15 protein-coding genes are annotated in these 18,579 nt (G+C 69.6%); 6 read left to right on the plus strand and 9 right to left on the minus strand.

Annotation, left to right across the window (positions count from 1 at the left end; translation table 11 throughout):
* Nucleotides 1–888: 888 nt before the first annotated feature.
* From RAN62_RS31585 to rpmH, 8 genes are all read right to left on the minus strand, one after another.
* Nucleotides 889–1,944 (minus strand): ParB/RepB/Spo0J family partition protein, encoded by a 1,056-nt coding sequence (locus RAN62_RS31585; RefSeq protein ID WP_305788478.1) that lies wholly within the window; start codon nucleotides 1,942–1,944, stop codon nucleotides 889–891.
* Entirely contained in the window at nucleotides 1,941–2,882 is a 942-nt protein-coding gene (locus RAN62_RS31590; protein WP_438874581.1) for a ParA family protein, read from the minus strand. The genes RAN62_RS31585 and RAN62_RS31590 overlap by 4 nt, the downstream gene beginning before the upstream one ends.
* Nucleotides 2,883–3,719: 837 nt before the next feature.
* Nucleotides 3,720–4,607: a 16S rRNA (guanine(527)-N(7))-methyltransferase RsmG gene (gene rsmG, locus RAN62_RS31595; protein ID WP_438874575.1), complete on the minus strand. Its 888-nt coding sequence runs from the start codon at nucleotides 4,605–4,607 to the stop codon at nucleotides 3,720–3,722.
* A gap of 176 nt (nucleotides 4,608–4,783) precedes the next feature.
* Nucleotides 4,784–5,293 (minus strand): Jag family protein, encoded by a 510-nt coding sequence (locus RAN62_RS31600; protein WP_438874582.1) that lies wholly within the window; start codon nucleotides 5,291–5,293, stop codon nucleotides 4,784–4,786.
* A gap of 203 nt (nucleotides 5,294–5,496) precedes the next feature.
* Nucleotides 5,497–6,522, minus strand: coding sequence for a membrane protein insertase YidC (yidC, locus tag RAN62_RS31605; protein WP_305788481.1), 1,026 nt, complete (start codon nucleotides 6,520–6,522; stop codon nucleotides 5,497–5,499).
* Between the two features lies 1 nt (nucleotide 6,523).
* Complete coding sequence (gene yidD / locus RAN62_RS31610) at nucleotides 6,524–6,781, minus strand: membrane protein insertion efficiency factor YidD (RefSeq protein ID WP_305788482.1); 258 nt, start codon at nucleotides 6,779–6,781, stop codon at nucleotides 6,524–6,526.
* Nucleotides 6,778–7,134: a ribonuclease P protein component gene (rnpA, locus tag RAN62_RS31615; RefSeq protein ID WP_305788483.1), complete on the minus strand. Its 357-nt coding sequence runs from the start codon at nucleotides 7,132–7,134 to the stop codon at nucleotides 6,778–6,780. The genes yidD and rnpA overlap by 4 nt, the downstream gene beginning before the upstream one ends.
* A 35-nt stretch (nucleotides 7,135–7,169) precedes the next feature.
* Nucleotides 7,170–7,307: a 50S ribosomal protein L34 gene (gene rpmH / locus RAN62_RS31620; protein WP_305788484.1), complete on the minus strand. Its 138-nt coding sequence runs from the start codon at nucleotides 7,305–7,307 to the stop codon at nucleotides 7,170–7,172.
* 611 nt (nucleotides 7,308–7,918) lie between these two features.
* Here rpmH and dnaA point away from each other — a divergent pair.
* The 5 genes from dnaA (at nucleotide 7,919) to RAN62_RS31645 (ending at nucleotide 15,381) form a co-directional block, all read left to right on the plus strand.
* The gene (gene dnaA / locus RAN62_RS31625; protein WP_305788485.1) at nucleotides 7,919–9,715 is read left to right on the plus strand and encodes a chromosomal replication initiator protein DnaA; all 1,797 of its coding nucleotides are present in this window, start codon (nucleotides 7,919–7,921) and stop codon (nucleotides 9,713–9,715) included.
* A 1,928-nt stretch (nucleotides 9,716–11,643) separates the two neighbouring features.
* Nucleotides 11,644–12,777 (plus strand): DNA polymerase III subunit beta, encoded by a 1,134-nt coding sequence (gene dnaN / locus RAN62_RS31630; protein WP_305788486.1) that lies wholly within the window; start codon nucleotides 11,644–11,646, stop codon nucleotides 12,775–12,777.
* 38 nt (nucleotides 12,778–12,815) lie between these two features.
* Nucleotides 12,816–13,688 (plus strand): phosphogluconate dehydrogenase (NAD(+)-dependent, decarboxylating), encoded by an 873-nt coding sequence (gene gnd / locus RAN62_RS31635; RefSeq protein WP_305788487.1) that lies wholly within the window; start codon nucleotides 12,816–12,818, stop codon nucleotides 13,686–13,688.
* A gap of 3 nt (nucleotides 13,689–13,691) precedes the next feature.
* Nucleotides 13,692–14,819, plus strand: coding sequence for a DNA replication/repair protein RecF (recF, locus tag RAN62_RS31640; protein WP_305788488.1), 1,128 nt, complete (start codon nucleotides 13,692–13,694; stop codon nucleotides 14,817–14,819).
* Nucleotides 14,812–15,381: a DciA family protein gene (locus RAN62_RS31645; RefSeq protein WP_438874576.1), complete on the plus strand. Its 570-nt coding sequence runs from the start codon at nucleotides 14,812–14,814 to the stop codon at nucleotides 15,379–15,381. The genes recF and RAN62_RS31645 overlap by 8 nt, the downstream gene beginning before the upstream one ends.
* 6 nt (nucleotides 15,382–15,387) lie before the next feature.
* Here RAN62_RS31645 and RAN62_RS31650 read toward each other — a convergent pair whose 3' ends face one another.
* Nucleotides 15,388–15,954, minus strand: coding sequence for a hypothetical protein (locus RAN62_RS31650; RefSeq protein ID WP_305788489.1), 567 nt, complete (start codon nucleotides 15,952–15,954; stop codon nucleotides 15,388–15,390).
* 616 nt (nucleotides 15,955–16,570) lie between these two features.
* On the opposite strand from RAN62_RS31650, the gene gyrB reads away from it, so the two are divergent.
* Nucleotides 16,571–18,520 (plus strand): DNA topoisomerase (ATP-hydrolyzing) subunit B, encoded by a 1,950-nt coding sequence (gene gyrB, locus RAN62_RS31655; protein ID WP_305788490.1) that lies wholly within the window; start codon nucleotides 16,571–16,573, stop codon nucleotides 18,518–18,520.
* Nucleotides 18,521–18,579 lie beyond the last annotated feature (59 nt).

Raw genomic sequence — 18,579 nt, forward strand, 5'->3', positions numbered from 1 at the left:
TTAGTTGCTCCACATCGTCGAATGCGACGACCCTCGCACGCCCCGGAAACGGCTCCGACCCGAAGATCCAGAGCTTCCCAAACCTCAGGAGAATCGTTCTGACAGAACCGAGTTCGTCTCGACGTCCAAGCCGCCCCGCCCTCCGTTCACGTGAAACGGAGGCGTGGCCCAAGACATGATCCGTTGTGCCGGCCACTAAGCGGTTTCACGTGAAACGGGCCACCACGCGTGATTGTGAGGATCGTTGGCACCGGCGTGTTGGCTTGGAACACGAGAGGACTTCCGGCGAAGATCGGCACCCTGATCCGCCCCGACAAACGCGACCGCCTCGGAAGACCTCATCCACGTTGACGTCAGGAAAATCGGCCGACTACGCGACGACGGCGCCGGGCGCGTCCACGGCCGTGGCAGCGCGCCGCACACGGCATCCACCGCACGGACCGCGTCATGACTGACAACGTCCAGTCCTCCCGCCGCAGCATCGCCGGGCGCAATGCCCTGCACAGCCTCGGCGCCGAATCAGGCTTCACGTGTCAACAACAGACAGAAACTGATCTAGATGATCAGGTCTCATGTTCGAGGGGCTGGATCGGGCTTTTCGGGCGTCCGGAATGGCCGGCGCCCTGGATCTCGATCACGGCGAAATCCCAGGAGAATCGTTCTGACAGAACCGGCGATGCGGCCGAAGACGCGTCTAAAGTGACCGGGGCGCCGGCATCGAGCCGCCGAAGCCACCATCGTGAGCCCCGGCGGCGACTCCCGAGACCGGCCGAGCGAGGGGGACCGGCGCATGAAGAAGGCACGCGACCCGCCAGATCACGTGCCTTGCTTGTCTTCGTTCTGTGGGGGAGCAGCCGCCGCCACAAATGCCCGCCCGCCAGGCCGGCCTCAGTCGCCCGTGTTCGCGCCTTCTTCTTCCACGCCGATCATCCCCACGATGCGCTCGAGGTCGTCGACCGTGGCGAACTCGATCGTGATCTTGCCCTTGTTCCGGCCGATGTCGACCTTGACCCGGGTGTCGAAGCGGTCCGACAGCCGCTCCGCCAAGTCGTTGAGAGCGGGGGCGTGGACCTTGGCCCGCCGCGCCGGGGCCGACTTCTTCGCGGGCCCGTCCGCCACGGCGAGCTGCACCAGCTCCTCCGTCGCGCGCACCGAGAGGCCCTCGGCCACGATCCGCAGCGCCAGCCGTTCCTGGGCCTCGGAGTCGTCCAGGCCGAGCAGCGCCCGGGCGTGACCGGCCGACAGGATGCCCGCCGCGACGCGACGCTGGACCGGCGCCGGGAGGTTCATGAGGCGGATCGTGTTGGATATCTGCGGCCGGCTCCGGCCGATGCGCCGGGCCAGCTCCTCGTGCGTGGCGCCGAACTCCTCGAGCAGCTGCTGGTACGCGGCCGCCTCTTCCAGCGGGTTCAGGTTGGCGCGGTGGATGTTCTCGAGAAGGGCGTCCCGGAGCATGGCGTCGTCGCGGGTCTCGCGGATGATCGCCGGGATCGACTCCTTGCCGACGGCCTGGGCGGCGCGCCAGCGGCGTTCGCCCATGACGAGCTCGTACGAGCCGTCGCCGATATCCCGCACCACGATCGGCTGGAGGAAACCGACCTCCTCGATCGACGTCTTGAGCTCCTCCAGCGCCTCCTCGTCGAAGACGTGCCGGGGCTGCTTCGGGTTCGGCACGATCGACCCGACCGGCAGCTCGGCGAAGCGCGCACCGGGCACCGGCGCCAGCCCGTCATCGGGAGCAGCCGCCGTCGGCTCAGCGGGCGGCGTCGCCGGGGCCGGGGTCGGCGCGACGGGCGCCGGTTCGGACGCGGCAGCGGGAGCGGAATCACCAGCGGCCGGCGCGACGTATTGCGCGGGCACCGGCTCCTCGGCGCTCGGCGGTGGGGCAGTGGGGATCAGGGCCCCCAGGCCGCGGCCGAGGCCACCCCGTGGACGGTTCTTCATGCCGTGCCTCCCGCGTTGACCCCACGCATAGCGATCTCCAGGGCGGCCTCGAAGTAGCTGGTGGCGCCCCTTGATCCCGGATCGTAGGTCATCACGGACTGGCCGTAGCTCGGCGCCTCCGACACTCGCACGTTGCGGGGAATCACCGCCTCGAGCACCTTGGAGCCGAAGTGGTTGCGCACGTCCTGCTCGACCGCGTCGGCCAGGCGGGTCCGCCGGTCATACATGGTCAGCAGGATCGTCGAGACGTCGAGCGTCGGGTTCAGGTGCTGCCGGACCAGGTTGATGTTGTTGATCAGCTGGTTCAGACCCTCCAGCGCGTAGTACTCGCACTGGATCGGGATCAGCACTTCCTGCGCCGCGCAGAGGGCGTTGACCGTCAGGAGGCCGAGCGACGGCGGGCAGTCGATGAAGACGTAGTCGAACTTCTCGGGGTGGGCGTTGATCGCCCGTGCCAGCCGGGACTCGCGGGCGACGACCGACACCAGCTCGATCTCGGCGCCGGCGAGGTCGATCGTCGCCGGGACGCAGAAGAGGTTGGGGATGCCCTCGACCGGCTGCGCCACCTCGGCGATCGGCACATTGTCGATGAGGCAGTCGTAGACGTCGGGCACGCCGGCATGGTGCGGCACGTTCAGCCCGGTCGACGCGTTGCCCTGCGGGTCGAGGTCCACCACCAGAACCCGGTTGCCGTGAAGCGCCAGCGCCACGGCCAGGTTCACGGTCGTGGTCGTCTTGCCGACGCCGCCCTTCTGGTTGGCGACGCAGATGACGCGCGGGTGGGCCGGCCGCGGCATGGTGATCTCGCCGCTCGGATTGAGGATCTGCACAGCTCGCAACGCTTCCATGGCGAGGGGCGGGTAGTCCTCATCCCCGGTCGGCGTTTCACGTGAAACATGCTCGTCCGCCGCGCCCTCTTCGGCCGGGGGCGCGCTCACTGCCGCGGGGGAGGGGACGTCGGTCGACAAAGCCGGTACGACCGCCGAGCCGGAAACCGGAGCAACAGCGGGAGCCGTACGAGGCGCCGGGGCGGGATGGCGCGCATCAACGGTCACGCCGTCCGTGGTCGGTACGGGCGTCCCGTACACCTGACCCTGGCTGCTCCGGGGCTGCGGCACGTTCTGCTCCCCGTTGTTGAAGGTCACCGTCAAACTCACACTCCGATCGGCATCGCCGTAGGGCTCGGTTTCACGTGAAACACCGTCCCACCCGGGGTCGCCGTCGGGGCCCCTGCCATGCTCATGCACCGTTTTATCCCTGCCTGGTTGGATGGAGTCGGCACCGCGAGCGTGCGGTCCGGCAGGAAACGGCTGCGCTGTGATCGCGCCCGCCGTCCGGTCCACACTATCGACGCGCGGCCAGCCTACGGCCGCTGGACGAACCGTGCCACGCTTGTCCGCCTGATGAGTTGAGAGAGACAGATTTCCGGGTGACTCGAAGACCATGAATCCGGGCACCCGCCCGAGTCGACCGCCGTACCTCTTGATTCTCCCGCACGGCCACCCGGTCCCCGACACCACCCTCGTGGTCCGCGAGGCGTCCGCTGCAAGGTCGGTGGCGAGCTCTGCGGCACGCTTTACGACCGCCGCGGCAGAAGAAGCAGCAGCCGCGGCAGGAGAAGCGCCAGCCGTGGCAGGAGAAGCGCCAGCCGCAGTAGGAGAAGCGCCAGCCGCAGTAGGAGAAACGCCAGCCGCCGAGCCGGACTCCATCCGGCCCGGCGGGGGAGCGGACCGCGCGTTCCTACCCGTACGTCGACGCGCGCCCCGCTTGCCCATCTAGCCCCTCCGCGATCTCCTCTTCCCGGAGCCGCGCCCGGCATCACCGGAGCGGTCGGGACCGGACCCGCGTCCCCCGGCACCGGAGGCGCGGCCCGAACCAGCCGCCCGTCCGGACGGCTTCGGCCGTGGCGCCACAACGGCTCGCTCCCGCACGATCTCCACGATCGTGGTCGGTGGATCGATCAGGCCGGCCCCGCAGAGCCGGACGACCGGGTCACCCCCGCCGAGCGCCGCGACCGCGTCACGGTGCTCGGCCACCTCCTCCGCGGCCGAGGCGCCCTTGAGCGCCAGCAGCCGGCCACCGACGGCGGCCAGGGGGAGGCACCAACCGGCGAGCCGGTCCAGCGGTGCCACCGCTCGGGCGGTGACGACGTCGACCGGGGCGGGGGGCCCTCCGGCAACGTCTTCGGCACGACCCCGGACGACCGTCACGGTCGACTCGAGGCCCAGCGCCGTCACCGCCTCGGACAGAAAAGCGGTCCGTCGTGCCAGCGGCTCGACCAGCGTGATCGTCAGATCCGGCCGGGCCACTGCCAGCACGATACCGGGCAAACCGGCACCAGACCCGACGTCGATCACCGACGCCCCGGAAGGGATCATTTCCGACACGACAGCGCAGTTGATCAGGTGACGTTCCCAGACTCGGGGCGCCTCGCGGGGCCCGATGAGCCCGCGCACGACGCCCTCGGTCACGAGCAGCTCGGCGTACCGCCCGGCCAGCTCCAGACGCTCTCCGAAGACCTCTTCGGCCGCCGCCCGATGCTCCGGGGGAGGGGACAGCACGTCAGCCCCGGCAACCACAGGAAGGTCCGAGCGGTCAGGGAGATCAGCGTCAGGAGCCCTCCGGGGGACAGGGCCACCGGCACGCCCGGGGAAGGATCGCATCGGCACAGCCCGCCGGCCCCCCGTCGACCCGGAACCACGCGCGGCTCCACCACGGGAACCGGGCGCTGAACCCGTACCGGAAGAGGAAGGCTGGGAAGAACGGCCGGGAGAAGCAGACGGCCCGGGCGCCGAAGCACCCGGGCCGTGCTCCCCCGCGCCGAAGCGGGGATCGGTCATCAGCTCGCCGGCCGGACCACGATGCGGCGGTTGGGCTCGACGCCCTCGGACTCGCTCTCCACGCCCGAGATCGCGTTGACGACGTCGTGCACGCACTTGCGCTCGAAGGCCGACATCGGCTCGAGGCGCACCGCGTCACCGTGCTCCTTGACCTTCTCGACGGCGTTGCGGGCCACCGCGGTGAGCTCCTTGCGCCGGGTCGCGCGGTAGCCGCCGATGTCGAGCAGCAGCCGGCTCGGGGAACCGGTCGCGCGGAAGATGGCGAGACGGGTCAGCTCCTGGAGCGCCTCCAGGGTGGCGCCGCGCTGACCCACGAGGGGCTGGAGACGGCCGCCGACGACCTCGACCATGGGCCGGCCCGCGGAGACGAGCTCGTCGATGTCGCCGTCGTAGTCGAGGATGTCCAGCAGACCCTCGATGTAGTCGGCCGCGACCTCGCTCTGCGCGAACAGCTCCGAGTCGGAGGTCACGGTCTCGGACTTCTTCGTTTCCTCGCTACCGGACTCCACGGGAGTGGCGGCAGCCGTCTCCTCGGCGCTGGGAGTACTGGTGTCGGTCACGGTCTCATCTCCGTACTGTCGGGCCGGACCTGCTCGGTCCGCTGTTTCCCACCCCGGCGGGAACCGTCGCCGGCGGCGGGGAGGTCTGTGTCGCCACCACCCTGATCAGGGTCGCGCGCGGCCCGGGCGAAAACGCCCGGACCGCCGCAGCGTCATCCCTTGGGTTTGTTGGCGGGGCGAGCGCCCTTCTTCGGGTTCACCGGCTTGGCCCCCGGCTTGGGCGCGAGCGCCTTGGTGTCGACGACAGGGCTCTTGACCTCGGGCTCGGCCTGCTTGCGGCCGAAGAGGCCCCGGCTCGCGGGCTGCACCGGGCCCTTGGCGCCGTTCTTGCCGGCCGTGGTGGCGGTCCGGGCCGCCGCCGAGCCGGTCTTCGCACCCGCGGTCTGCGGCGGCGGGAACTTGCGGAGCACCCACTGCTGCTGGGCCAGGCTGAAGGCGTTGTTGGTGACCCAGTAGATGACGACGCCGATGGGGAACAGCGTGCCGGAGACGAGCAGCGACAGCGGGATGCCGTAGAGCATCAGGCGCTGGATCATCTTCTGCTGCGGGTCCTCGGCCCAGCCGGTCTTGAGGATCATCTGGCGGCTGGTGAGATAGGTCGTCGCCATCATCGTGAGGACCAGGATGGCCGCGATGACCTTGACCGCGGCGCCGTTGGTCGCGCCCAGCCGGGCGAGCTCCTCGCTCGAGGAGCCGAACTGCGCCGGCAGCGGGGCGCCGAAGAGCGCGGCGTGGGTGGCGTCGTTGAACTTCTCCGCCGACCAGCCGTAGAGGGTGGGCTGGCCGTTGTCCGGGCTCAGGCGGCGCAGGACGTGGAAGAGACCCAGGAAGACGGGGATCTGCAAGAACATCGGGAGGCAGCCCATGAGCGGGTTGGCCTTCTCGGTCTTGTAGAGCTCCATCATCTCCTTCTGGAGCGTCTCCCGGTCGCCCTTGTGCTTCTCCTGCAGCTCCTTGACCTTGGGCTGCAGCGCCTGCATGGCCCGCTGGCTCTTGATCTGCTTGACGAAGACGGGGAAGAGGATGACGCGCAGCGTCACGACCAGGAAGACGATGGACAGGATCCAGGCCCAGTTGGTGCCGAGGACCCGGCCGTCGGAGATTCCGATGGTGTCCCAGAGGTCATGCCAGCGCAGGAGGATCCACGAAATGGCGTAGTAGATCCAGTCGAGACTCAACTTATGCTCCAGTCACATCGGCAGGACGGTGACGGATCGGGTCGGGCACGGGGTCGTACCCTCCGGGGTGGAAGGGGTGGCACCGCAGCAGCCGCCAGACCGTGAGGCCGGTCCCGTGGAGCGCGCCGTGCTTGGCGAGCGCCTCGACGGCGTACGCACTGCACGAGGGATAGAACCGGCAGCGGGCCGGCAGTGCCGGGCTTATCCAACGACGGTACGCGACGACCGCCGCCGTCAGCAGGCGGGCAAGGGGTGTCATCGTGGCCGCCGGGGTCGCTGGGCCGCGGCGAGCGCGGCGTCGAGGTCGGTGCCGAGCGTCTCGAAGGACGCCTCGGCCGCCGCGGGCAGGGCGCGCACGACCACGGTGGCGCCGGCGGGCAGCTCGCCGAGCCGGGGCCGGACCAGGTGGCGCAGGCGGCGGCGGACCTTGTTGCGGATCACCGCGTTGCCCACGGCCTTGGACACGACAAAGCCGGCGCGTGCCTGGGAGGCGTGCGCCGGCTCGTCGAGAAGGAAATGAACCACCACCGTGCCGCGACCGGCCCGGCGGCCACCACGGACCGCTGCGGCGAAGTCCGTGCTGCGCCGCAGTCGCTGCGCGGCGGCCAGCACGATCTACCTGGGCATCCGGCCCGCCGGCTGTCGGCTCAGGCCGACAGCTTGGCGCGGCCCTTGGAGCGACGGGTGGAGAGGATGGCGCGACCGGCACGGGTGCGCATGCGCAGCCGGAAGCCGTGGGTCTTGGCGCGCCGGCGGTTGTTCGGCTGGTAGGTGCGCTTGCTCACGTCAGAACTCCGTCTTCGTACTCCGCCGCGTCTAACGACGGCCAGGGGGCATCAGCTGCAAGACGCCACTTTATCAGAACGCGGCGGAGCAACCGCTCGACCCTACGCAGGGCACCTGCGGTGGTCAACTATCCGACGGGCGGCGCGTCGCCCCGGATGGGGTACCGTCCGTCACTCGGGCCGGGGTCGGTGCGTACGGAGTGAATCTTTTCGTGCCAGGTCTGCCCGGGGTGGGTACCGCCGGTTGATGAGGGGACTGCGACGCTGTTAGCGTGCCCGTTTGCTGGTCTTCAGCGCCACCGCCGACAGCCGGGCACCACGGCCCCGCAGAACCGGACGAGGCGGTGAATCGTTCGGCACGGTGAGCCTGTTTTCCCGCGCCAGCACAGGCTCCGGGAAGTCTGCCGACCATCCGGCCGGGGAGCGACCGCCGACAAGTGCACAGGTTGTGGATAACCTGTGGACAAGCCGGTGGAGCCGTGCACGTGCAGCACGTCCGACGTGCTGGGCTGGGGGGAAGCCGGTCCGTCGCCCGACTGGGTGAGGGCAGGCCTGAGGCGGGACGATCAAGGCCGTCGGTGGAAACCGGTGGCGATGGGGGTGGCGCGGCGGTGGCCGACACGGTCGACCTGGGCGAGGTCTGGGCTGCGGCTACGGACGAGCTGGTGGACGAGATCGCGTCCGCGCAGCAGCGTGCGTACCTGCGCCTCACCCGCCTGCGCGCCATAGTGGAAGACACGGCGCTGCTCTCCGTCCCCGACACCTACACGCGGGACGTCATCGAGTCCCGGCTCCGGCTCGCGATCACCGAGGCCCTGTCGCGCCGGCTCGGCCGTCCGATCCAGGTCGCCGTCACGGTGCGGCCTCCGGAGGACGGGTCCGGCCGCCCCGGCACGGTCTACGGCACGCCGCCGCCCGAGCCCGCCGCGCAGCCACCCGCCCACTATGCGGAGCCCCCGGCGCCGATGTATCCCGATCGTTATCCACAGCCCTCCGCCTACCAGGACTATCCGGCGGAGGAGGGTCCGACCGGGTCGGCCCAGGTTCCGTACAGCCGGAATGTGCCCGCCGCCCGCGACGGGGGCCAGGAGGCTCTTTTCGCCGCGCCACTGCCCATGGCCGAGCCCGCGATAAGCGCCTTCACCGAGGAAAAGCCGGCCGAGGCGCCGCGGCCGCGCCCGACCTTCGCCGAGAACAACAGCGACGGTCACCGCATGGCGACCGAGCCCGCCCAGCTGCGGGACAACCAGCGCCGCCCCGACGAGCGCCCGCCGCTCGATCGGCAGGAGGACACGCTGTCGATGCGCGGCGACAACGGCCCCGGCCGGTCCCCGCTCGCGGGCCCGGCGGTCAGCCCGCGCCCCGGCGCCAACGACGGCGGCAACCGGCTCAACCCGAAGTACATGTTCGAGACGTTCGTCATCGGCTCGTCCAACCGCTTCGCGCACGCCGCCTCGGTCGCGGTGGCGGAGTCGCCGGCCAAGGCGTACAACCCGCTCTTCATCTACGGCAGCTCCGGCCTGGGCAAGACGCACCTGCTCCACGCGATCGGCCACTATGCGACCACGCTCGGCCACGCCCGCAGTGTGCGCTACGTCTCCACCGAAGAGTTCACCAACGACTTCATCAACAGCCTGCGCGACGACAAGACCCAGGCCTTTCAGCGCCGTTACCGCGACGTCGACATCCTCCTGATCGACGACATCCAGTTCCTGGAAAATCGCGAGCGCACGCAGGAGGAGTTCTTCCACACGTTCAACACGCTCCACAACGCCAACAAGCAGATCGTCATCAGCTCGGACCGCTCCCCGCGCCAGCTGGCCACCCTCGAGGACCGCATGCGCACCCGCTTCGAGTGGGGCTTGCTCGCGGACATCCAGCCGCCCGACCTCGAGACCCGCATCGCGATCCTGCAGAAGAAGGCCGCCCAGGAGCGCATGTTCGCCCCGGACGACGTCCTCGAGTTCATCGCGAGCCGCGTCTCCAACTCCATCCGCGAGCTCGAGGGCGCCCTCATCCGGGTGACGGCCTTCGCCAGCCTGACCCGCTCCCCGGTCCAGCTCAGCCTGGCCGAGGAGGTCCTCCGCGACTTCATGCCCGACGGCGCCGGCCCCGAGATCACCGCCGACCAGATCATGGCCTCCACTGCTGACTATTTCGGCGTCTCCCTGGAGGACCTGCGTGGCCACTCCCGCAGCCGCGTCCTGGTCAACGCCCGCCAGGTCGCCATGTACCTCTGCCGCGAACTGACCGAGCTCTCCCTCCCTCGCATCGGGCAGGCCTTCGGCGGCCGCGACCACACCACGGTCATGCACGCCGACCGCAAGATCCGCCAGCACATGGCCGAGCGGCGGTCGCTCTACAACCAGATCGCCGAGCTCACCAACCGCATCAAGCAGAACACCTGACCTCTCTCGCAGGTCCCGAGGCCCGGTGCATTGTGCGGCTGCTCGGCGCGATGCGAGCGTCCTGGTGGACTTTGCGAGGCGGCGCCAGGTGCATGCAGATCAAACCCACACTGCCGATGTACGCCCAAGGGGCCCACAAAAGCACCCCCTCTGCACGCATCGTCAGACGGATGCCCGTAGCCACTCCAGGCCGTTGGCGACCATCCGGGCTGAGGCTGCCGGGTCAAGCACAGCATCCCCCACTTCCCAAGCCAGCTCCTTGCTCACCGCGCCACCCCGGGCCGACTGAGTCCAAGCCGCACGCCCCGTCCTCGCACCGCGCCGCACAGCACTCGCACCGGCCGCCCTCAACAGACGTCGCTCACCAAGGCCGTCCCGCGACAACCGCCCTCCACAGCCCGCCGCTCAACTCGGCACACGTGTCGCACACCCGCCGACAGCCCCCGCCCTCACACACCCGCCGACAGCGCCCGCCCTCCTACACCCGCCGGCAGCGCCCGTCCTCGCCAAGGCGGCGCCCACGGCAAGAGCCCCGCCACGACGGCGACAGTGACGGTCTCGTGGCGGTGTCAGCGACGGTGTCAGCGGCGGCGACCATCCGACCCAGGGTCCGATCCGGGCCGGGCTGACGGTGGTCGCCGTGGAGACGCGGTGACGCGGAGACGTGGAGACGTGGTGACGCGGTGACGCGGTGACGCAGTGACGCGGGGTGTGGCAGGCGACGGGCGTGACGAGCCGAATCCGGTGCCTGTGCACAACCCTCTGACCTGGGGCGAACCGCATATCCACCGCGTTACCCACCGACTTATCCACAGGTTCGCCCACAAGGCGAGGCCACCCAGACCCGACGACGGCGTCATTCACAGGCGGTCGGTCATCCACGTCGCGGCCGGTTTGTCAACGTCGGAACGGAACCGTTTCGTGCCAACGTTATCCACACTAATCCACAGGCATCCACAGGCTCTGTCCCCAATCGGTGGACAACTTGACACCCCGCTACCCCCAGATGTGGATAACCCCTGGGGAAATCGATGTGGACAATCACGAAGGGTGATATTCGTGTCCCCACCCTGTGGACGCCTGTGGATTTCCTGTTGAAGGTTCTGGGGACAACGAACCTGTACCGTCCCGGCGTCTTCCACAGACCTGGGTACAACCCCGGTGGATAAGCGGTGGATAACCGGTGGACAGCGGTGGACAACTTCGACCAGTCACGTGACTGTGGACGCAGACGGGGGTTTCTCCCCCGCTCATCCACATGTGAATCACCGGTGGATAACTCTCTGACCAGCACAAACGTGAGTTCTCCACAGTATGCACAGGACCGATGATTACGACTGTTCTCTCTCTCGGAAAATCTAAGAACCAATCATCTGCGTTGTGGATGGTGTGGCGGAGCCGCTGACGGCTCGATCCACACCAAGGTTCAGAGCCAAGAGGCACCGAGATCCAGAGCCAGGAGCACCAAGAGCCGGAGCGGCCCGCACCGGACCAGAGCAAGCCAGGCCGGGGAAGTCAGATCCGAGCAAGCAAGACCTGAGCGAGCAAGACCTGAGCGAGCAAGACCTGAGCAAGCACCGAGCACGGGGAAGCAAGCACCAGATCCGAAGCAGCAGGCACCGGCGCGAGAAAGCAACCACCTGTACCCAAAGGCGGCGAACGTCAGACTGAGGCAACCGAGCCGAAGCACCTGACGCCGACCGGACACACCAGCACCACCGGCACCAAGCCAGGAGTAAGAAGCACCGAAGACCACGAAGCGCCGGGACCGACCAGAGACCGACAGATCCCGGCGCGGACACACACCAGCACCGGTGCCCACAGGCACCCGGGGGGCGGCCGGACGCGGAGCCACCGCCCGCCATAGAGTTTCAGTGGCCGTATCTGCACAGCGGGTTCGACGAGGAAAGTGACGCGGAGGGCATGGCATGAAGTTCCGGGTGGAGCGAGACGTACTCGCCGACGCCGTGGCGTGGACGGCCAAGAGCCTTCCCAGCCGCCCGTCGGTGCCTGTGCTGGCAGGCGTCATGCTGCGGGTGACAGACAGCACCCTGCAGGTGTCGGGCTTCGACTACGAGGTCTCCAGCCAGGTGACCGTGGACGTGCAGGCCGACGCCGACGGGGCCGCCCTGGTCTCCGGGCGCCTGCTCGCCGAGATCACCAAGGCGCTGCCGGCCAAGCCGGTGGACATCGCCGCGGTCGGCTCCCACCTCGAGCTCGTGTGCGGCAGCGCGCGGTTCACCCTTCCGGTGATGCCCGTCGAGGACTACCCGACGCTGCCGGAGATGCCCTCCAGCACCGGCACGGTCGACGCGCAGGCCTTCGCGTCCGCCGTCTCCCAGGTGGCGATCGCCGCCGGCCGGGACGAGACGCTGCCGATGCTCACCGGCGTCCGGGTGGAGCTCGACGGCACGACGATGACGATGCTGGCCACCGACCGCTACCGGCTGGCCATGCGCGAGATCGAGTGGAACCCGGGCGACGGCGAGATCAGCCTCAACGCGCTCATCCCGGCGAAGACGCTCAACGACACCGCCAAGGCGATGGGTCCTGTCGGCGGCGCGGTCACGCTGGCGCTGAGCCAGGGCAACGCGGGCGAGGGCATGGTCGGTTTCGCGGGTGGTGCACGGCGCACGACGAGCCGGCTGCTCGACGGGGCCAACTATCCGCCGGTGCGGTCGATCTTCCCGGCCAGCTCCAACTCGCAGGCCGTGGTGAGCGTCTCGGCGCTCGTCGAGGTCGTCCGGCGCGTGGCCCTGGTCGCCGAGCGGACCACCCCGGTGCTGCTCAGTTTCAGCGAGGATGGCCTGGTGGTGGAGGCCGGCGGCACCGAGGAGGCGCGCGCCAGCGAGGCCATGGAGGCCGCCTTCACCGGTGAGGCGCTGACGATCGGCTTCAACCCGCAGTACCTGATCGACGGTTTGCAGAACCTCGGGGCCCCGAGCGCCGTACTCTCTTTTGTCGACGCTTTCAAGCCTGCTGTGATCTCCCCCGCAGACGAGGACGGCCAAATCGTGCCCGGATATCGCTATCTGATCATGCCTATTCGGGTAACTCGCTGATACTGGGCCTGAAGAACACTCATCTAGGGGGAAACACCATGCAGCTCGGCCTCATCGGGCTCGGCCGGATGGGCGGCAACATGCGCGAACGTCTGCGCGCCGCCGGTCACGAGGTTGTGGGCTTCGACCACAACCCGGACATCTCCGACGCCACGAGCCTCGCCGACATGGTCGGAAAGCTTGCTGCGCCGCGCGTGGTCTGGACCATGGTCCCGGCCGGCAAGATCACTGAGGACACGATCAACGAGCTCGCCGACCTCCTCGAGGCCGGTGACGTGATCATCGACGGTGGCAACTCCAAGTTCACCGACGACAAGCCGCGTGCCGAGCGGCTGGCCACCAAGGGCATCGGCTACATGGACTGTGGCGTCTCCGGCGGTGTCTGGGGTGCCCAGAACGGCTACGCCCTGATGGTCGGCGGCGAGGCCGAGGACGTCGCGAAGGCGCAGCCGATCTTCGACGCGCTCAAGCCGGCCGGCGAGTTCGGCTTCGCCCACGCGGGCAGCGTCGGCTCCGGCCACTACGCCAAGATGATCCACAACGGCATCGAGTACGCGATGATGCAGGCGTACGCCGAGGGCTACGAGATCCTCAAGGCCGCCGAGTACGTCGAGGACGTCCCCGCGGTCATCAAGAGCTGGCGCGAGGGCTCGGTCGTCAAGTCCTGGCTGCTCGACCTCTTCGACCGCGCGCTCGACGAGGACCCGGAGCTGGCGAACATCCGCGGCTACGCGGAGGACACCGGCGAGGGCCGCTGGACCGTTGACGAGGCCGTGCGTCTCGCCGTGCCGGCCAACGCCATCGCCGCGTCGCTGTTCGCGCGCTTCCAGTCGCGGCAGGACGACTCGCCGGCCATGAAGGCGATCGCCGCGCTGCGCAACCAGTTCGGCGGCCACGCCGTCAAGCGCTGATCCATGTACGTTCGCCGGGTCGAGCTCACCACCTTCCGTTCGTACGAGCGGGCCGTTGTTGATCTCGACCCCGGCGTCACCGTGCTGGTCGGTCAGAACGGCATGGGCAAGACGAACCTGATCGAAGCCCTGGGCTATGTGGCCACTCTGGACAGTCACCGGGTGGCCACGGACGCGCCGCTGGTCAAGGCCGGGGCGAGCTCGGCGGTGATCCGCTGCGCGATCGTCCACGACGGACGCGAGCTGCTGGTCGAGCTGGAGATCGTGCCGGGCAAGGCCAACCGGGCCCGGCTCAACCGCTCGCCCGTACGCCGCTCGCGGGAGATCCTCGGCGCCCTGCGCATGGTGCTCTTCGCCCCCGAGGACCTCGAGCTCGTCCGCGGTGACCCTTCCGAGCGGCGCCGCTACCTCGACGATCTCCTCGTGGCCCGCCAGCCCCGCTACGCCGGGGTGCGCGCCGATTACGACCGGGTCGTGAAGCAACGCAACGCGCTGCTCCGGACGGCGTACCTCACTCGCAAGGTCGGCGGCACGCGCGGCCAGGACCTCTCCACGCTCGCCGTCTGGGACCAGCACCTCGCCCATCACGGCGCCGAGCTGCTGGCCGGCCGCATCGAGCTAGTCGCCGCGCTGGGACCCCACCTGACCAAGGCGTACGACGCGGTGGCCGCCGGGCGCGCGTCGGCCACGATTGCGTACGCGTCACGCCTGGGCGACGGCCTGGCGCCGGACCGCCCGGCGCTCGAGGCGGCACTGCTCGCCTCGCTGGCCGAGCGGCGGCAGAACGAGATCGAACGCGGCGTGACCCTGGTGGGCCCGCATCGCGACGACCTCACCCTGGCGCTCGGCGACCTGCCGGCCAAGGGGTACGCGAGCCACGGCGAGTCCTGGTCGTTCGCACTCGCGCTCCGCCTCGCGGCGTACGACCTCCTGCGCACCGACGGCATCGAGCCGGTCCTGGTCCTCGACGACGTGTTCGCCGAGCTCGACTCGGGTCGGCGTGAGCGCCTCGCCGCCCTGGTCGCCGACGCTGCCCAGTTGCTCGTGACCTGTGCCGTGCCGGAGGATGTGCCGGCGGCCCTCCAGGGCGCCCGCTACGACGTCGGACCAGGAACGGTGACCCGTGTCTGAGGACAGCCCCGAAAAGCCGTCAGCGGACGCCTCGGCGGGCGGCGCGCCCACGGACGGTGCACCGGCCGGTCCTCAGCTGGCCCGGGCGGTGCTGGACGCCGCGCTCGCCAAGCGCCGGCTCGCGCAACAGCAGCCCCGGCGGCGTACAGGGGAAGGCGAGGGTGAGGGCAGGCGCCTGCGCGGCTATTCCGGGCCGGGTCCGGACCCGCGCGACCCGCAGCTCTTCGGCGTGATGCTGGAGCGCCTGATGCGGCAGCGCGGCTGGCAGAAGCCGGCCGCGGAGGCCACCGTCTTCGGCGCCTGGGAGAAGGTCGTCGGCGAGGACATCGCCAAGCACAGCCGTCCGGTCAAGCTCGAGGACGGCGTGCTGACCGTCGAGGCGGAATCCACCGCCTGGGCGACCCAGCTGCGCATGCTGACCGCCCGGCTGCTCAAGAGCATCGCGGCCGAGGTGGGCCACAATGTCGTCCAGCGGCTCAACATCCACGGCCCGTCGGCGCCGTCGTGGAGCCGCGGTCCCCGCCGGGTGCAGGGGCGAGGACCGCGGGACACGTACGGCTGACAGCTCTCAGTAGTCCGCGAAGATCGCGTAGCCCCGGTCGGCGCAGCGGCGGTAGAAGCCGGCCAGGATCGCCAGCTCGGTGCGGGCGAAGGTCCAGTGCGGGGGGTTGCCCGCCTCGTCGCGCAGGGAGTCGAGCCGCTGCTCCAGCCACCGCAGCTGCTGCTCGGGGAGGCGCCCGGCACCGACCGCGGCCCGCATCACGCCCGACACCGTGTCAAAGGTGACCAGGTCCCCGTACGGCTGATGGCCCTCCACGAACCGCTCCAGCCCGCCGGCGATCCAGGCGCAGCCGTCCGGGTCGATGACCGGGTCCTCGTCCTCGGCCGCCGCGTCGGTGGCGTAGAGCACGCCCTCGAGGCCCAGGAGCAGATCGACCAGCTCCGTGTACGCCGTCGCGCGCACCGTGCCCGTCTTGGCGATGTGCAGCGCGAGCGCCCCCGTCGGCGCGGCGATGTCCGGCGCGTCCGCGACGGCGCCGAAGTCGACGAACTCCGCGGGCGCGACCGGATCGTAGAACCGGTTGGTGCGCGGCCAGTGCACGGCCACGTTGTCCAGCCCCTTGTCGTGCGCCATGGGGCCCATCCTTCCTCGACCTGCCGGGTGCGTCGCCCGGCGGGAGGCCCCGCGGCGCGGGACGCGGGTGGCCCCGCCGGTCGCGGGACGTCCGGCCATGGCCCGGCCCGCGCGGGGCGAGGTTACGACACTTGCGCCCGCCGGTGCGAGGCAGCGTCCCGGTGGCGCGGGGTGTCGCAGCGCGTGTCGTCGGCGTCGCGGTGGGCGCTGCCGGACGTCACCGGCCGGAAGGTACGCCGTTGCGCAGCGGCCGCATTCCGTGTAGGGGGACTCGCGGGAACGGCCCTGCGGGGCGCTACGGCAATCTGAGGCGCCCGTACGAGGGTGCCGGACCCTCAACAACTCGCCCGGACGGAGTAGAATCGACGGAGACCGGGAAAGTCTCCTGCGGGCCGGGTCGCTGATTTCGGCGGTCCTTCGTCACGCTACGCGATTTTTCCAGCCGATCACGATCCGCGGGACGTCCGCGGCGACCGGCGCGCTCGGCTCCACCGGTGGTCCGCACCCTTCCCGCGGCTCGCTTCTGTGGTTCGCCCTGCCCGCCGGCGGCCGCGCCCATGTCCCGCCAACCCCGTGGCCGGGCCCGGCCGGGTCCGGTGCGAGAAAGTGGCCGAGGGTGGCAGAGAATCAGGAATACGGTGCCGGATCCATCACCGTGCTCGAAGGCCTCGAGGCGGTTCGCAAGCGTCCCGGTATGTACATCGGCTCCACCGGCGAGCGTGGCCTGCACCACTTGGTCTGGGAGGTCGTGGACAACGCCGTCGACGAGGCGCTCGCGGGCTTCTGCGACAACATCGACGTGATCCTGCTGCCGGACGGCGGCGTCTCCGTCACCGACAACGGCCGTGGCTTCCCGGTCGACCTGCACCCCAAGCTCAAGAAGCCGGGTGTCGAGGTCGCGCTGACCGTGCTGCACGCCGGCGGCAAGTTCGACGGCAAGGCCTACGCGGTCTCCGGCGGCCTGCACGGCGTCGGCGTCTCCGTCGTGAACGCGCTCTCCACCCGCATGGCCGTCGAGATCCACAAGGACGGCTTCGTCTGGCGCCAGAAGTACAACGCGAGCAAGCCCGACGAGCTGATCAAGGGCGAGACCACCACGACCACCGGGTCGACGGTGCAGTTCTGGCCGGACGCGACGATCTTCGAGACGGTCGAGTTCGACTACCAGACGATCTACCGCCGGCTGCAGGAGATGGCCTTCCTCAACAAGGGCCTGACCATCAACCTGGTCGACCAGCGCCCCGAGTCCGCGGACGAGGAGGGCAAGCCGCGCCAGGTCACCTTCATGTACGAGAACGGCATCGCCGACTTCGTGCGCCACCTCAACAACACCAAGACCCCGGTGCACAAGTCCGTGATCGAGTTCGAGGCCGAGGCGCCCGAGGAGGGCATGGCCCTCGAGATCGCGATGCAGTGGAACGAGTCCTACGGCGAGTCGGTCTACACCTTCGCCAACCGGATCAACACCCACGAGGGCGGCACGCACGAAGAGGGCTTCCGCGCGGCGCTGACCAACACCATCAACCGGTACGGCGCGGAGAAGAAGTTCCTCAAGAGCGACGAGAAGCTCTCGGGCGAGGACATCCGCGAGGGGCTCGCCGCGATCATCTCGGTGACCCTGGCCAACCCGCAGTTCGAGGGTCAGACGAAGACGAAGCTCGGCAACACCGCGATGAAGAGCTTTGTGCAGAAGATCGCGAACGAGCAGATCGCCGACTGGTTCGACCGCAACCCGGCCGAGGCCAAGACGATCATCACCAAGGCGTCGCAGGCGGCCCGGGCCCGGATCGCCGCCCAGCAGGCCCGCAAGCTGGCCCGCCGCAAGTCGCTGCTCGAGTCCGGCTCGATGCCGGGCAAGCTGGCCGACTGCCAGTCGACCGACCCGCGCGAGTCGGAGCTCTTCATCGTCGAGGGCGACTCGGCCGGTGGCTCGGCCAAGCAGGGCCGCAACAGCCGGATCCAGGCGATCCTCCCGATCCGCGGCAAGATCCTCAACGTGGAGAAGGCCCGCATCGACCGGGTCCTCAAGAACAACGAGGTCCAGGCGCTGATCACGGCGGCCGGCACCGGCATCCACGACGACTTCGACATCGCCAAGCTGCGCTATCACAAGATCGTGCTGATGGCGGACGCCGACGTCGACGGCCAGCACATCCAGACGCTGCTGCTGACGCTGCTGTTCCGTTTCATGCGCCCGCTGGTCGAGCAGGGCCACGTCTACCTGGCCGCCCCGCCGCTTTACAAGATCAAGTGGAACAAGCGCGGGGACGACGCCCAGTACGCGTACTCCGACCGGGAGCGCGACGGCCTCATCGCACTGCGCCAGCAGAAGAAGCCGAACGCCAAGCCGGACGACATCCAGCGGTTCAAGGGTCTCGGCGAGATGAACTTCCACGAGCTGTGGGACACGACCATGGACCCGGCGACCCGGACGCTGCGCCAGGTCACGCTCGACGACGCCGCGGTCGCGGACGAGCTGTTCAGCGTGCTGATGGGCGAGGACGTCGACGCCCGGCGCTCCTTCATCCAGCGCAACGCCAAGGACGTCCGCTTCCTGGACATCTGAGCCTCGCGGTGACGGCGTCGTGAGACGCCGTCACCCAGGGTTATGCACAGCGAACAGGC

This window comes from Symbioplanes lichenis (genome assembly GCF_030709675.1).
Taxonomy (GTDB): Bacteria; Actinomycetota; Actinomycetes; order Mycobacteriales; family Micromonosporaceae; genus Actinoplanes; species Actinoplanes lichenis.